We start from the raw sequence: 14384 nt of genomic DNA on the forward strand, positions 1-14384 counted from the left end.
CCCGTGGTTCATTGCAGCCGGGCCCCAGAATCGCGGCATCTCAGACGGGCCGAACGGCATGAACGAACAGACCCGCACCGGGCATGAGGTGATCCAGGACTACCTGCGCACGCTGGACGGCTCGCCCGGCGTCTATCGCATGCTGAACGCCGCTTCCGAGGTGCTGTATGTGGGCAAGGCGCGCAACCTGAAGGCGCGGGTGTCCAGCTATGCGCGGCCGGCGGGGCATTCGGGGCGGATCGCCCGGATGATCGCCGAGACGGCGCAGATGATGTTCCTGTCGACCCGCAGCGAGGTCGAGGCGCTGCTGCTGGAGCAGAACCTGATCAAGCAGCTGAAGCCGCGCTACAACGTGCTGATGCGGGACGACAAGAGTTTCCCGAACATCCTGATCGGCAAGACGCATGCCTTTCCGCAGATCAAGAAGCACCGTGGCGCGAAGAAGGAGAAGGGCAGTTACTTCGGCCCGTTTGCCAGCGCCGGCGCGGTGAATCGCACGCTGAACCAGTTGCAGCGGGTGTTCCTGCTGCGGAACTGTTCCGACAGCATGTTCGAAAGCCGCACGCGCCCCTGCCTGCAGTTCCAGATCAAGCGCTGCTCGGCGCCCTGTGTCGGCCGCATCCGCGAGGTCGACTATGCCGATCTGGTGGCCGATGCTGAGCGGTTCCTGCAGGGCAAGTCCACCACCGTGCAGGCCGATCTGGCCCGCGCCATGGCCGAGGCCAGCGCGGCGATGGAGTTCGAGCGGGCGGCGGCGCTGCGCGACCGGATCAAGGCGCTGACGGCGGTGCAGTCGGCCCAAGGCATCAACCCGGCCAGCGTGGCCGAGGCCGATGTGGTGGCGGTGCATCTGGACCATGGCCAGGCCTGCGTGCAGGTGTTCTTCATCCGGGCGCATCAAAGCTGGGGCAACCGGGATTTCTACCCGCGCACCGGATCGGGCGCGGAAGAGCCGGAAATCCTTGAGGCCTTCCTGACCCAGTTCTACGACGACAAGGACCCGCCCCGGCTGATCCTGCTTTCGCATCCGGTGGACAACGCCGACCTGGTGGCGCAGGCGCTGTCGGACCGCGCTGGGCGCCGCGTCGAACTGGCGGTGCCGCAGCGGGGCGAGAAGGCCGAGCTGGTGGAGAACGCCGCCCGCAACGCCCGCGAAAGCCTGGCGCGGCGGATGTCCGAAAGCTCGACCCAGATGAAGCTGCTGCAGGGCCTGGCCGAGGCGTTCGACCTGGATGCCCCGCCGCAACGGATTGAAGTCTATGACAACGCTCATATCCAGGGCGCGGATGCGGTGGGCGGCATGGTCGTGGCCGGGCCGGAGGGGTTCCTCAGGTCGCAGTATCGCAAGTTCAACATCCGCTCGGACGCGGGCGCGAACAGCGACGACTTCGGCATGATGCGCGAGGTGCTGATGCGGCGCTTCGAGCGGCTGCTGAAGGAAGACCCGGATCGCAAGTCCGACACCTGGCCCGACCTTCTGCTGATCGACGGCGGGCAGGGGCAGGTGTCTGCGGTGGCGGGCATCCTGGCCGACCTCGGGGTGGACGACATTCCGGTCGTCGGCGTGGCCAAGGGCATCGACCGCGACGCCGGGAAAGAGGAATTCCATCGCCCCGGCGAGCGGCCCTTTGCGCTGCAACGGAACGACCCGGTGCTGTACTTCGTCCAGCGCCTGCGCGACGAGGCGCACCGCTGGGCCAATGGTGCACACCGGGCCAAGCGGTCGAAATCGGTGGCCGCCACACCGCTGGACGAGATCCCCGGCGTCGGCGCCACCCGCAAGCGCGCGCTGCTGGCCCATTTCGGCAGCGCCAAGGCGGTCAGCCGCGCCGCCCTGCCGGACCTGATGGCGGTCGATGGCATCTCGCAGGCGATGGCGGAAACCGTCTACAATTTCTTCCATCGCGACTGATCCGGCCGCGCGGAAACCGGATGGTAACGAAAGCCGCGCTATCGCTTGGGGCGCAAGTCCCAAAACGGTGAAGCAGATGTCCGGCCAGCCGCCCGATTCCTTGATCCAGACCTCGCTGGAAGCCTGCTTCGAGTTCCACGAGCTGATCTATTCCCGCACCGATGAACGCGGGGTCATCACCTCGGGTAACGGCGTCTTCCAGCGGATGGCCGGCATCGACTGGCGTGACCTGATCGGCGCGCCGCACCGGCTGATTCGCCACCCCGACATGCCCAAGGGCTTTTTCCATCTGTTCTGGTCGCTGCTGAAGCAGGGCGAACCGGCGGTGGGTTATGTGAAGAACCGCCGCAAGGATGGCGGCTCTTACTGGGTGCTGGCCGCGGCCATGCCCTGCGACGGCGGCTTCTTCTCGGTCCGTCTGCGCCCGTCCAGCCCGCTGTTCGAGCAGGTGAAGGCCCTCTACGCCCGGCACCGGCAAAGCGAGCAGGCCGAGGGGCTGACGCCCGAAGCCTCTGCCGAGGCGCTGCTGGCGCGGCTTTCCGAACTGGGATTCTCGGCCTACGATGCCTTCGCCGCCCATGCGCTGACGCAAGAAAGCCGCGCCCGCAACAGCGAGCTTCGGCGTGCCGACGACCGCTCGATCGAGGCGCAGGTGTCGCTGGTGTCGCTGCTGGAAGAGACCCTCGCCGAACAGGCCAAGCTGATCGCGCGCTTTGCCGACCTGCTGATCCTGCCGGTCAACATGCGTCTGGCCGCGGCCCGGCTGGAACCGCAGGGCGGCCCGCTGAGCCAGATCTCGGTGAACTACAAGATCGCCTCGGAAGAGATCGCCCGCCGGCTGTCCAGTTTCGTCTCGGGCAAGACCAACCTTTGCGCACAGATGGCCAAGGCCGTGCGCCGAAGCCTTATCCTGTCGGGCTGCGCCCGGCTGCAGGAAGAACTGGTGGTCACCTATGACCGCCAGATGGGCTATTACGAAGGGGTCGAGCGGCGCGTCGAACGGGCAATGCTGGAAGGCGTGCGCGATTCCAACTTTGCCCGCGCCCGTGCCTCGCTGGACGAGGCGGCCCGGCTGGCTGCCGTGCTGAACGAGGCCAGCAACGACCTGCGGCGGATGATCCTTGGCCTGGACACGATCCGCATCCTGGCCCGGGTGGAAAGCCGCAAATCCGCCGAAAGCCAGGACGCGCTGACCGCCACCATCGACCGCATCGACACGGTGCAGGCGTCGATCTCGAACAGCCTCAAGGTGATGATGGACCGTACCCTGTCGATCGACCACGGTCTGGCTGCCTTGCGCGGCGTCGGTGCCTCGGCGGCCATCGCGGCCGAGTGACGCGGCCCGCCGCGGCCCCGGCCCGTCGCTGCCTGCCGCGGCCTGCCTTGCGGAACCCATCCTGCCGGTGCGGATTCGGCCCGTTCGCGGCTTGTCCGGTCCAGGTCTGACGGTGCCGTTCCGCCGCAAGGGCCGCGGGTCAGACGGCGCGCGGTGCTTTGCCCGCTCTTCCCTCGCCCCGGCGCATGGGCTACCAATTCGGTCATGATCTGGACGATCCCGAACACCTTGACGGTCCTGCGCCTGCTGGCCGCCCCCGGCGTGGCCGTGATGTTTCTGTATTTCCACCGCCCCTGGGCCGACTGGTTTGCGCTGGCGCTGTTCGTCACGGCGGCGATCACCGATTACTTCGACGGCTACCTGGCCCGGCTGTGGAAACAGGAATCGAAGTTCGGCGCCATGCTGGACCCGATCGCCGACAAGGCCATGGTGCTGATCGCGATCATGGTCATCACCGGCTACAACGGGATGAACCCCTGGCTGATCCTGCCCGCGACCGTGATCCTGTTCCGCGAGGTCTTCGTCTCGGGCCTGCGCGAGTATCTGGGCGCCAAGTCCACCACACTGAAGGTCACCAAGCTGGCCAAGTGGAAGACCACCGCGCAGATGGTGGCGATTGCCGTGCTGTTCCTGGGAACCGGCTTCGAATACCTGAACGGGGTTGCGCTGCGCGGGATGACGCTGGACGAATACAACGTGCTGGTCAGCCAGGGCGAGGCCGACCCGGTACGCGCCTGCGTCAAGTGGGGCTGCGCCTCCTATGCGAACCTGCTTGGCCTGGCCCTGATCTGGATCGCGGCGGGGCTGACGGCGGTGACCGGGTGGGAGTATTTCTCCAAGGCCCTGCCATTCCTGAAGGAGGACAAGTGATCGACGTCCTCTATTTCGCCTGGGTGCGCGAACGCATCGGCCTGCCGCGCGAGCGGATCGAGACGGCCGCCCCCACCGTTGCGGCCCTGGTCGAAGAGCTGAAGGCCCGCGAAGAGCGCTATGCCCTGGCCTTTGCCGATCTCGCCAGCCTGCGGGTGGCGCTGGATCAGGAGTTGTCGTCGTTCGATGCACCCCTGGCCGGAGTGCGCGAGGTGGCCTTCTTTCCGCCGATGACCGGGGGCTGAGATGCGGGTCGCGGTCCAGTCCGCGGCCTTCGACCTGGGCGCCGAGGCGGCGGCCTTTGCCGCTGCCGCCGGCGGCGCAGGGGCGGTGGTCACCTTCACCGGCCTGGTGCGCGACAACGGCGGCGCGCTTGCGGCGATGGAGATCGAGCATTACCCCGGCATGACCGAACGCGCGATCCGCGCCATGGCCAGCGAGGCCAGCCAGCGCTGGGCGCTGGTCGACGCCTTGGTGATCCACCGCTTCGGGCGGCTGGCGCCGGGCGAGGCGATCATGATGGTCGCCACCGCCGCGCCGCACCGGGCCGATGCCTTCGACGCGGCCGAATTCCTGATGGACTACCTGAAATCCCGCGCGCCGTTCTGGAAGAAGGAGATCGGCGCCGATGGGGCCGAATGGGTGGCCGCAAAGGACGAGGACGAGGCCGCGCTCAGGCGCTGGTAGGCGGGCCAAAGACGGCCTGCCAGCAGGGTTGCAGGTCGCCCGGCAGCGGCCGCGCCAGGTAGATCGCGCGGGCAATCGCCCGGGCCAGGCAGGTGGCGGCGGCATGGCCGATCTGGAACCCGTCCAGCAGCGGATCGGCCATCTGCCGCGCCCCGGTCGACAGCGCAAAGACCAGATCGCCATCCAAGGGCGTGTGCGAGGGCACCAGCGCCCGGGCCATGCCGTCATGCGCCGCCACGGCCATCCGCTGGGCCTGCGCCTTGGTCAGGGCGGCGTCGGTGGCCACCACCGCAAGCGTCGTCGCCTCGCCCATCTGCTTTTGCGGCTGGGGCGCCGGCAGAGCGGCAAAAGGCGCCGGGCCAAGGCCGCCGAACTCGGCGCCTTCCTCGAAGGGCGCCGCCCAGAACTGCCCGGTTTCGCCCACCGTGGCGGACCCCAGCGCATTCACCGCCACCAGGGCCCCGACCGTGATGCCCGAGGGCAGCACGCAGGAGGCCGAGCCGAGGCCGCCCTTCAACACCCCGGTCAGCGCACCAAACCCGGCCCCTGCCGTCCCAAGCGCGAAGGCGCTGCCAGCCGCGCGCAGCGCGGCCTGCCCAAGGGCCGGATAGGGGTTTTCGACCCAATCCTTGTCGCCGCCGTTCAGCAGGTCGAACAGGATGGCCCCGGGCACGATGGGCACCCGCACCGGGCCGACGGCGAAGCCGCGCCCCGCCGCGCGCAGGCCCTGCATCACCCCCGAACAGGTGTCCAGCCCGAAGGCCGACCCGCCCGACAGCACCAGCGCATCCACCTGCTGCACCAGCCGGTCCGGCGCCAGCAGGTCGGTCTCGCGCGTGCCCGGCGCCCCGCCCATCACATGCACCGCGGCGACAAACGGCCGTTCCGCCGTCACCACCGTGACGCCCGAGCGCAGGCGCGCGTCACAGGCATTGCCCACACGCACACCGGCCACATCGGTGATCAAGTTCAACGGCCCCGGCCGCATCGACGCCTCCGTGATTTTCCCCAGCATAGCGGCAGTCCCGCCTGAGCGCGACCGGCGCAAGCCGGTTGTGCGAGGCAAAAGACCTGCCGCGGAACGCGGCTCCGCTGGATCACCGCGCTTGCCCCTTGCGCCAGGGTCGGCCTTCCGGCATCTTGCGCGGCGAGCCGTGGCGATGGCGTCGCCACAGGGGCAGATGCCCCGCCGCTTGCGGGCCTGCCCGCATCCGTCCTGCACGCCGGGACCTTTCGGGGTCCGCTTCGCGTGTGGCCCCGTCTCAAGGGGTCTGACATGACACTGAACCGTCCCGAACAGTATCGCTTCCACAACGGCGGCCGCAAGGACGCGCTGCCTTTTGCGGACGAGGAATACCACGACCGCCTGGCCGGCCTGCGCGACATCATGGAGCTGCACGGCCTGGATGCCGTGGTGCTGACCAGCATGCACAACGTCGCCTATTACTCGGGCTTCCTCTATTGCAGCTTTGGCCGGCCCTATGCGGCGGTGGTCACCGCGACCGAGTGCATCACCGTCAGCGCCGGCATCGACGCGGGCCAGCCCTGGCGGCGCAGCATCGGCGACAACATCACCTATACCGACTGGAAGCGCGACAACTTCTGGCGCGTGGTGGCCGGCATCACCGGCACCGGCAAGGTCATCGGCTGCGAGGCCGACCACCTGACCATGGAGCGGGCCGAGAAGCTGAACACCTTCCTGCAGCCGAAGAAGGGCGTGGACATCAGCGCCGCCACCATGCAGCAGCGGATGCTGAAGTCCCCGGCCGAGATCGCCCTTATCAAGCACGGCGCCAACGTGGCCGACGTGGGCGGCCATGCCATCCGCGACGCCATCCGCGAGGGCGTGACGGAACTTGAGGTCGCCATGGCCGGCCGCGACGCGATGGAGCGCGAGATTGCCAAGCGCTTTCCCGATGCCGAGTACCGCGACACCTGGGTCTGGTTCCAGTCGGGGCTGAACACCGACGGCGCGCACAACCCGGTGACCAACCGGAAACTCAAGCGCGGCGACATCCTGTCGCTGAACTGCTTTCCGATGATCAGCGGCTATTACACCGCGCTGGAACGCACCCTGTTCGTGGGCGAGGTCGATCCGGCGTCCTTGCGGGTCTGGGAGGCGAACATCGCCGCGCATGAATTCGGGATGAGCCTGCTGGTGCCCGGCGCCAGCTGCTCGGGCATCACCGCGCAGATCAACGAGTTCCTGGCCGAGCGGCAGATGCTGCAATACCGCACCTTCGGCTATGGCCACAGCTTCGGCGTTCTCAGCCACTACTACGGCCGCGAGGCGGGGCTGGAACTGCGCGAGGACATCGACACCGTGCTGGAACCCGGCATGGTGATCAGCATGGAGCCGATGCTGACCATCGCCGATGGCGAGCCGGGGGCAGGAGGCTACCGCGAACACGACATCCTGGTGATCACCGAAGACGGCGCCGAGGACATCACGCATTACCCCTATGGACCGGGGTTCAACGTGGTCGGCTGACCGCTATCGGTGCCGAAAACGCAACAAAACGCACCCCGGACGCAAGGCCCGGGGTGTTTTGTTGACAATTGCGTGACGCGGGGGCTTGACGCCCAGCCCCCCCCTTGGGCCAAGGTGCGGCTCACAGCTGCCCCTCAACCCCCGAGTCTCAAAGTGTCCTTCAGTCTTGCCCGCCTTGTGGCCGTTCTGGCCCTGCCTCTTGTTGCCGCTTGCGGCGCCCCCCCCAGGACGGAGGGCCCGCCGGCCACCCTGCCGGGCTATGAGGCGGTGCAGGACGGTGAATTCCTGATCCCTGCGGTCGACCCGAAATACCTGGTCGAGGGCAATACCCGGACCGAGGTGGCCTATACCGCCGACGACCCGCCGAACTCGATCGTCGTCGATGTCTTCGCGCGCAAGCTGTACTGGGTGATGGAGGGTGGCCGGGCCGTCCGCTATGGCATCGCGGTCGGCCGCGAGGGGTTGACGTTCAAGGGACGCGGCTATGTCGGGCGCAAGCGGGAATGGCCGTCGTGGCAGCCCACCGCGAACATGATCCGCTCGCGTCCCGACCTTTACGCCGCCTATGCCGGCGGTTTGTCGGGGGGCCTTGAAAACCCGTTGGGCGCGCGGGCGCTGTATCTGTACCGCGGCGGCCGCGACACGATGTTCCGCATCCACGGCACCATCGAGAATTCTTCCATCGGCCGGGCCACCAGCGCCGGCTGCATCCGGCTGTTCAACCAGGATGCGATGGACCTTTATGCCCGCGCCGACACCGGAACCAGGGTCAAGGTGCGGTCGCTGGACGAAAGCCTGGCGATCGAAGGTCCGATGATGGACGACGCCTTTGGCCGCGTCGTGCCGGAAACGCCCGAGGCCATTGCCCAGCGGGAAAGAGAGCTGGTCGAGATCGCGGAGTACGAGAAGCGCGAGGCCGAGCGCCAGGCGAAAGAAGCGGAAGAGGCCCGGATCGCGGCCGAAAAGGCCGAGAAGAAGCGCCTTTCCAGCTGCAAGCGCAAGGGCATTGCCGCCGAGGACTGCCCGGTTCTGGAAACCGCGGCGGCCGAAACCGGCGCAACGAACGGCTGAGCCGCCGTCCGGCGGAGACAGGGCCGCCCCGCCGGGCGGCCCTTTGCGTTGCGGCCGTCAGGTCCGGATGACGTAGTCCTTGAGCGTGGTCTCGACCACCTCCCAGGTGCCCTCGAACCCCGGGCGGATCACGAAGCTGTCGCCCGCCCGCAGCCGGGTTTCGGTCCCGTCCGCCGCGGTCAGGATCGAATGCCCTTGCAGGATGTGGACATATTCCCATTCCACATAGGCCACCCGCCACTTGCCCGGGGTGGATTGCCACAGGCCGCAGTACAGGCCGTCGTCCTCGACCAGGTTCCAGGTGGTGTGGACCGGGTCGCCGGCCAGCACCTTGGCGGGATCGGGGCGGGTGGTTTCCGGGGTGACGCGGTCACGAGAGATGCGCTGGATCAGGGACATGGGGCCTCCGCTCTTCGCCGTCCATAGGGCCGCGGCGGGGCCGGGGCGTCAAGCCGATTGGCGGCGCTGCAGTGCAGCGCTAATTCCTTGCACCCTTGGCCCGGCTGTGCCCTTATTGCGGGCAGTCTGCAAAGCCCGGAGTCCCGCCGCATGAGCGCAACTTCCCCGGTCAGGCCCGTCCTGCCGCCCGACATCCGCGCCCGCAAGGGCGGCGAGCCGCTGGTGGTGCTGACCGCCTATTCCACGCCGATGGCGCGGCTGGTGGACGCGCATTGCGACATCGCGCTGGTGGGCGACAGCCTGGGGATGGTGATCCACGGGTTGCCGTCCACCCTGGGGGTGACGCTGGAGATGATGATCCTGCACGGGCGCGCGGTGATGCGCGGCTGCCAGAAGGCCATGGTGGTGATCGACATGCCTTTTGGGTCCTATGAGGAAGACCCGCAGCAAGCCTTCCGCAATGCGTCCCGCCTGATGGCGGAAACCGGCGCGCCGGCGGTCAAGCTGGAAGGCGGGGTCCACATGGCCGAGACGATTGCCTTCCTGACCGCCCGCGGCGTGCCGGTGATGGCGCATGTCGGCCTGACGCCGCAATCGGTGAACACTTTGGGCGGCTACAAGGTGGTGGGCCGCGCCGACGAGGCGGCGAAGGTGATGGCCGACGCCAAGGCGGTCGAGGCGGCGGGGGCCTTCTCGGTGGTGCTGGAGAAAGTTCCGCAGGGGCTGGCGGCGCGGATCACCTCGGCGCTATCGATCCCGACCATCGGCATCGGCGCCGGGGTGGCCTGCGACGGGCAGGTGCTGGTGGTCGATGACATGCTGGGGCTGTTCACCGACTTCCGGCCGAAGTTCGTGAAACGCTATGCGGAACTGGGTAAGACGGCTGACGCGGCGATTGCGGCCTACGCGGCCGAGGTGCGCAACTGCAGCTTCCCGGCGGACGAACATGCCTTCCCCGACGAAGTGCCGGTGAAGAAATGATCCCGATCCTGCGGACGGTGGCCGAGATGCGCGCCCTGGCGCGGGTCTGGCGCAAGGCCGGGCAGACGGTGGGCGTGGTGCCGACGATGGGCGCGCTGCACGACGGGCACCTGTCTCTGGCGCGGCGGGCGCGGCGCGAGTGCGACCGGGTGGTGACGACGATCTTCGTCAACCCCAAGCAGTTCAACAACCCCGAGGATCTGAAGAAATACCCCCGGACCGAGGCGGCGGATGCGGCGCTGCTGGCGACGGTTCCGGTGGACGCGATCTTCGCGCCCGGTCCCGAGGAGGTCTACCCCGAGGGCTTCATCACCACGGTCAGCATGGCCGGGGTGGCGCAGCCGCTGGAGGGCCACATGCGGCCGGGCCATTTCGACGGCGTGGCGACGGTGGTGACCAAGCTGTTCGGGATGACCCTGGCCGACCGCGGCTACTTCGGCCAGAAGGACTGGCAGCAGCTGCAGGTGGTGCTGCGGCTGGTGCGCGACCTGAACATGGCCGTCGAGGTGGTGGGCTGCGAGACGATCCGCGAGACCGACGGCCTGGCGATGAGTAGCCGCAACGTGCGGCTGACGCCCGAGGGTCGGACGAAGGCGCCGGTGCTTTACGCCGCGATCAGCGCGGCCGCAAAGGACATCCGCGCCGGCCAGTCCGACCGCATGGCGATCCGCGAGGCGGCCGAGACGATGCGGGCGGCGGGGTTCGAGCGGGTGGAATACATCGAGTTGCGCGATGCCGAGACGCTGATGCCCTCGGACGACCCCGCGCGCCCGCGCCGCATGCTGGCGGCGGCCTGGCTGGATGGCGTGCGGCTGATCGACAACATCCCGGTCTAGGCGCGGGGCGGACACCCCGGGGCGCTCCGGACCCCGGGGTATTTGGACCAAGATGAAGCTGACGGGCTTTCACCTTGGCGGCAAATACCCCCGCCGGAGGCCGCCCCGAGCCGGTTGCGGCGCAAGCCGCAGAGGCGAGACAAAAGGCTTGCGGCGAAGCCGCTCGACTGAATCACACCGGTGGGGCCAGGAGGTCGGCCAGGACAAGGGCCATGACCTTGGCGCTGTCCAGCATGTCCTGCACGCCCACCCATTCGTCGGGCTGGTGGGCCAGGTGCAAGAGGCCCGGGCCGTAGGCAATGCAGTCCTTCAGCCGGCCGATGCGGTCGATATGCTTCTGGTCATAGGTGCCGGGCGAGGCGATGAAGTCCGGGAGGCGGCCGAGGACCCGTTCGACGGCGCGGGCGGTCGCGGCCGCAACGGGGGCGGCGCGATCGGTCATCACCGGGTGAACCTCGAACAGGTCGCGGATCGAGTAGCGGAAGCCGGGGCGAGCCCGGGTCAGGTCATCGAGCAGGCGGGTGACTTCGGATTTCACCTCGGGCAGCGCCTCTTCGATCAGGAAGCGGCGGTCCAGCACGATGCGGCAGCTGTCGGCGACGCAGGGCGCGGGCAGCGAGGTGTCGCCCGGAAGCGGTTCCACCTGCCCGCCGTGGATCGAGTTGATGTTCAGGGTGGACGAGCGGGCGCCTTCGGGGACGACGGGCATGGCGGTGGTGCGGGTGGCCAGTGCGGGGGTGAGCTTGTTCTCGATCTCGTCCAGGACGGCGGCCATGTGCCGGATGGCTGAATCGCCGAGGAAGGGCATCGAGCCATGGGCGATGCGGCCGTGGGTTTCCACTTCGGCCCACCAGACGCCGCGGTGGCCAAGGCAGATGCGGTCCTTGTTCAGCGGTTCGGGGATCAGGACGTGGGTCACCCGGTCGGGGTTGAACCAGCCGCGTTCGGCGAGGTAAGCGACGCCGCCGTAGCCGCCGGATTCCTCGTCGGCCGTGGCCGAGATTTCCACCGCGCCGCGGAAGCCGGGCCGGGTTGCCAGGAAGGCCTCGGCGGCGATCACCGATGCCGCGAGGCCGCCCTTCATGTCGCAGGCGCCGCGGCCGTAGAGGCGGTCGCCGTCCACCTCGCCGGCGAAGGGGTCGCGGGTCCAGCCCTGTCCGACCTCGACCACGTCGTGGTGCGAGTTGAAGTGCAGGCAGGGGCCGGGGCCGGTCTGGAACCGCGCGACCATGTTCCATCGCGGGTAGCGGTCGCTGTCGCCGGGCGCGCCGAGGGCGCGGACATAGTCCACCTCCCAGCCCTGGGCCAGCAGGCGGGTGCCGAGGTAGTCGCAGATCTGGCGGTAGTTCAGGCCGGGCGGGTTGAGGGTGGGGATGCGCACGAGGTCTTGTGCCAGACCGATCAGGTCTTGGCGTCGGGTTTCGACTGCTGCAAGAATGTCGGCGTCGGACATGGGGAAAGGATGCCTTGCAGGGGGGCTTGCGGGCAACGAGAATTCCCCGTCGAAGGGGATGTAATTCATCGTTACATTCTTATGTGCAGAACGTTTTGACCCATAGCCCGCAGAGGAGGCTTTCGATGGCGGATTTCGAGGCTCAGATCAAGGAAAGCCAGGAGCAGGTGGCGACGGCGCAGGCGAAGATCAGCGCGATCACCGAGACCATCGACAAGGCGCGGGAAAAGCTGGACCAGGGCATCGCCATCGACGTGGAAAACGCCACGCTGGAGGATGTGCACAAGCACACCGAGGTGATGAACGCCAATATCGCCGAGCTGATCATGGGGCTGGACGATGTGACGGCGGCGTTTTCATCGGAGTTCGCCGAGATGCGGTCGAAGACCGGGATGGAAAGCTTCATCGGCATCTTTTCGGCCGCCAAAGCGGAATCGATGCGGCATGAGCGGCTGCGGGATGCGACGATTGACGACAAGCTGCAGGACCTGATCTCGAAATCGGACGTGATCGTGAAGCTCTTGCAGGGGCAGTTGAACCTTTTGACCACCCAGAAGGGGCGGGTCGAGGTGAACCTGTCGTCCACGCTGGCCGACCGAGAGGCGACGGTGGGGGCGCTGGACAAGGTGCGCAAGGACATTGCCGCGCTGGACCCGCAGATCATCGAGCTGGAGAACAAGATCGCGGTGGAAACCGATGCGGCGGCGCGCACGAAGCTGGAGACCGAGCTGGCGAACCTGAACGCCAGGCACAACGCGCTGGTGCAGGACGAACAGGTGCAGATCGCCCGCAGCCAGACGCTGGAGCGCTACATCGAGAAGGGCAAGACCTGGGTCGACAGCCTGACCAACCAGGCGGCGACGCAGCTTGTGCTGATCAACAAGTTGCAGACCGATACCAAGCAGCGGGTGGTGCTGTATGATGCCCTGACGTCTTCGTTGAAGACGGCCGAGCAGCAGGACGTGGCGCACCGGATCAACGAGATCGGGGTCAAGACCGACCAGGAGGCGCAGGCGGCGATGGCGGCCATCGGGGCGGCCACCAACGACAAGATGGCCGACATGCTGGAGGCGCATGAGGGCCAGATGGTGTTTGCCCGGCAGATTCTGGAACAGAAGGCCAAGGCGGATGAGCGCTTTGCCCGGCGGTTTGCAGCGATTGTCGAGAAGCACGACAAGAACGCCTACGGGGCCTGAGTGGGCGACGAGGTCAAGGAAGCGCTGGTCCGCGACCATGCCGAGTTGTACGACCCGGGCATCGCGGCGCGCTATTTCGCCAAGTTCGGCCGGATCGGGGGGTATTTCCCCCGGATCGCGGCCGAGCTTGAGACCGAGGGGCGGCTGAGCCGGACCGAGACCAAGGTGCTGGGCGCCTATCTGGGCGGGATCATCGCCACCTTCCGGGCGCTGAACCACAAGTACCTGATGACCGGCAAGGCGGAGGCGGCGCCGCGGCTGACCATCGACCGGCATGAGTCGGGCTTTCCGGTCGCGCAGGAGCTGATGGTGATGGCGCTGGATGCAAGCCAGGCCGACAAGCACCTGGCCGGCATGGCGTCCGAGGCGGAGTTGAAGGACCGCATGGTCCGCACCATCGTCGGCGAGCTGAAGATTCCGGCGGGGCTGCAATACGCCCTGTCGCAGCGGCTGTATTTCGAGGCGCTGAAGGCGGGCGGGCTGTTCTGGGCCCGCAACGATGCCGATGCGCAATGGATCGGCAAGGCGGGCGAGCGGCGGCACTATCTGGTGCATTGGGCGGTCTGGGACGGGCAGGTGAACCTGCCGGTGGTCTATCTGATGGACCTGGAGGATTCGGGGTCGAAGCCTCTGCCCAATGACGACTACCGCTGGCCGCCCCTGCAGCAGAAGGTGCTGGCGCAGTCGGTGGGGGGGCTGAAGCTTCTGACCATCGCCACCGGGTTCGACGCCGACTTCGAGGACCTGCATCCGAAGCGGCTGCGGCGGATCACCCTGGGGCCGATGTATTCGGCCAGCTTCACCCTGCAATCGGGGCCGATTTCCAAGGTGCTGGAGGATGCCAAGGCGCCCGAGGGGCAGGACTGGGCCTTGGTCTGGACGGTGGAGGACCTGGTGAGCGACCGGGAAGAGGCGGTCAAGGACGGCTGGTTCTCGTCCCGGGTCAAGCAGATCTACAAGCTGGACCCGGTGGCGGGGGCCGACAGCGGGACGACCAGCCTGGAGCGGATGATCGTGCTGCCGGAGCGACCCTATCAGGTGCTGGTCGAGCAGAACCCGGCGGGGTTGCGCAGGATACGCAAGTTCGTGGTGGGGGCCGGGGGGCGGCTTATTCCCGGTGTCTAGGCATTGGGCTGGCCACCGGGGGCGCTG

The 14384-nt window shown here is 67.8% G+C and carries 14 protein-coding genes; 11 read left to right on the forward strand and 3 right to left on the reverse strand.

What is annotated here, in order from left to right; genetic code table 11:
- Positions 1-58 precede the first annotated feature (58 nt).
- The 5 genes from uvrC (at position 59) to LHP98_RS15330 (ending at position 4805) form a co-directional block, all read left to right on the forward strand.
- Complete coding sequence (gene uvrC / locus LHP98_RS15310) at positions 59-1912, forward strand: excinuclease ABC subunit UvrC (RefSeq protein ID WP_227253416.1); 1854 nt, start codon at positions 59-61, stop codon at positions 1910-1912.
- Between the two features lie 76 nt (positions 1913-1988).
- The gene (locus tag LHP98_RS15315) at positions 1989-3248 is read left to right on the forward strand and encodes a PAS domain-containing protein (protein ID WP_227253417.1); all 1260 of its coding nucleotides are present in this window, start codon (positions 1989-1991) and stop codon (positions 3246-3248) included.
- A gap of 204 nt (positions 3249-3452) precedes the next feature.
- On the forward strand, positions 3453-4118 hold the full coding sequence (gene pgsA, locus LHP98_RS15320; protein WP_227253418.1) for a CDP-diacylglycerol--glycerol-3-phosphate 3-phosphatidyltransferase: 666 nt from the start codon (positions 3453-3455) through the stop codon (positions 4116-4118).
- Complete coding sequence (gene moaD / locus LHP98_RS15325) at positions 4115-4363, forward strand: molybdopterin converting factor subunit 1 (protein WP_227253419.1); 249 nt, start codon at positions 4115-4117, stop codon at positions 4361-4363. The genes pgsA and moaD overlap by 4 nt, the downstream gene beginning before the upstream one ends.
- A 1-nt stretch (position 4364) precedes the next feature.
- Entirely contained in the window at positions 4365-4805 is a 441-nt protein-coding gene (locus tag LHP98_RS15330) for a molybdenum cofactor biosynthesis protein MoaE (protein ID WP_227253420.1), read from the forward strand.
- On the opposite strand, the gene LHP98_RS15335 is transcribed toward LHP98_RS15330, so the two are convergent.
- Positions 4792-5793 (reverse strand): P1 family peptidase, encoded by a 1002-nt coding sequence (locus tag LHP98_RS15335; RefSeq protein WP_227253573.1) that lies wholly within the window; start codon positions 5791-5793, stop codon positions 4792-4794. The two genes, LHP98_RS15330 and LHP98_RS15335, sit on opposite strands and share 14 nt — an antisense overlap.
- Positions 5794-6087: 294 nt before the next feature.
- Between LHP98_RS15335 and LHP98_RS15340 the strand changes: the two genes are divergently transcribed.
- Both LHP98_RS15340 and LHP98_RS15345 read left to right on the forward strand, forming a co-directional pair.
- A complete protein-coding gene (locus LHP98_RS15340; protein WP_227253574.1) occupies positions 6088-7296 on the forward strand; it encodes an aminopeptidase P family protein in 1209 nt (402 codons plus the stop codon).
- A 153-nt stretch (positions 7297-7449) separates the two neighbouring features.
- Positions 7450-8367, forward strand: coding sequence for a L,D-transpeptidase (locus LHP98_RS15345; protein WP_227253421.1), 918 nt, complete (start codon positions 7450-7452; stop codon positions 8365-8367).
- Between the two features lie 57 nt (positions 8368-8424).
- On the opposite strand, the gene LHP98_RS15350 is transcribed toward LHP98_RS15345, so the two are convergent.
- On the reverse strand, positions 8425-8766 hold the full coding sequence (locus LHP98_RS15350; protein ID WP_227253422.1) for a cupin domain-containing protein: 342 nt from the start codon (positions 8764-8766) through the stop codon (positions 8425-8427).
- A gap of 150 nt (positions 8767-8916) precedes the next feature.
- On the opposite strand from LHP98_RS15350, the gene panB reads away from it, so the two are divergent.
- Together panB and panC are read left to right on the forward strand one after the other, a co-directional pair.
- The gene (gene panB, locus LHP98_RS15355) at positions 8917-9747 is read left to right on the forward strand and encodes a 3-methyl-2-oxobutanoate hydroxymethyltransferase (RefSeq protein ID WP_227253423.1); all 831 of its coding nucleotides are present in this window, start codon (positions 8917-8919) and stop codon (positions 9745-9747) included.
- Positions 9744-10583 (forward strand): pantoate--beta-alanine ligase, encoded by an 840-nt coding sequence (gene panC / locus LHP98_RS15360; RefSeq protein WP_227253424.1) that lies wholly within the window; start codon positions 9744-9746, stop codon positions 10581-10583. The genes panB and panC overlap by 4 nt, the downstream gene beginning before the upstream one ends.
- 172 nt (positions 10584-10755) lie before the next feature.
- On the opposite strand, the gene LHP98_RS15365 is transcribed toward panC, so the two are convergent.
- Entirely contained in the window at positions 10756-12036 is a 1281-nt protein-coding gene (locus LHP98_RS15365; RefSeq protein WP_227253425.1) for an acetylornithine deacetylase/succinyl-diaminopimelate desuccinylase family protein, read from the reverse strand.
- A gap of 125 nt (positions 12037-12161) precedes the next feature.
- Between LHP98_RS15365 and LHP98_RS15370 the strand changes: the two genes are divergently transcribed.
- Both LHP98_RS15370 and LHP98_RS15375 read left to right on the forward strand, forming a co-directional pair.
- Positions 12162-13232, forward strand: a complete 1071-nt coding sequence (locus LHP98_RS15370) for a hypothetical protein (protein WP_227253426.1) — start codon at positions 12162-12164, stop codon at positions 13230-13232.
- A complete protein-coding gene (locus LHP98_RS15375) occupies positions 13233-14357 on the forward strand; it encodes a hypothetical protein (RefSeq protein ID WP_227253427.1) in 1125 nt (374 codons plus the stop codon).
- Positions 14358-14384 lie beyond the last annotated feature (27 nt).

The sequence above is a fragment of the Rhodobacter sp. Har01 genome (assembly GCF_020564565.1).
In the GTDB taxonomy this organism is placed as follows: Bacteria; Pseudomonadota; Alphaproteobacteria; order Rhodobacterales; family Rhodobacteraceae; genus Pseudogemmobacter.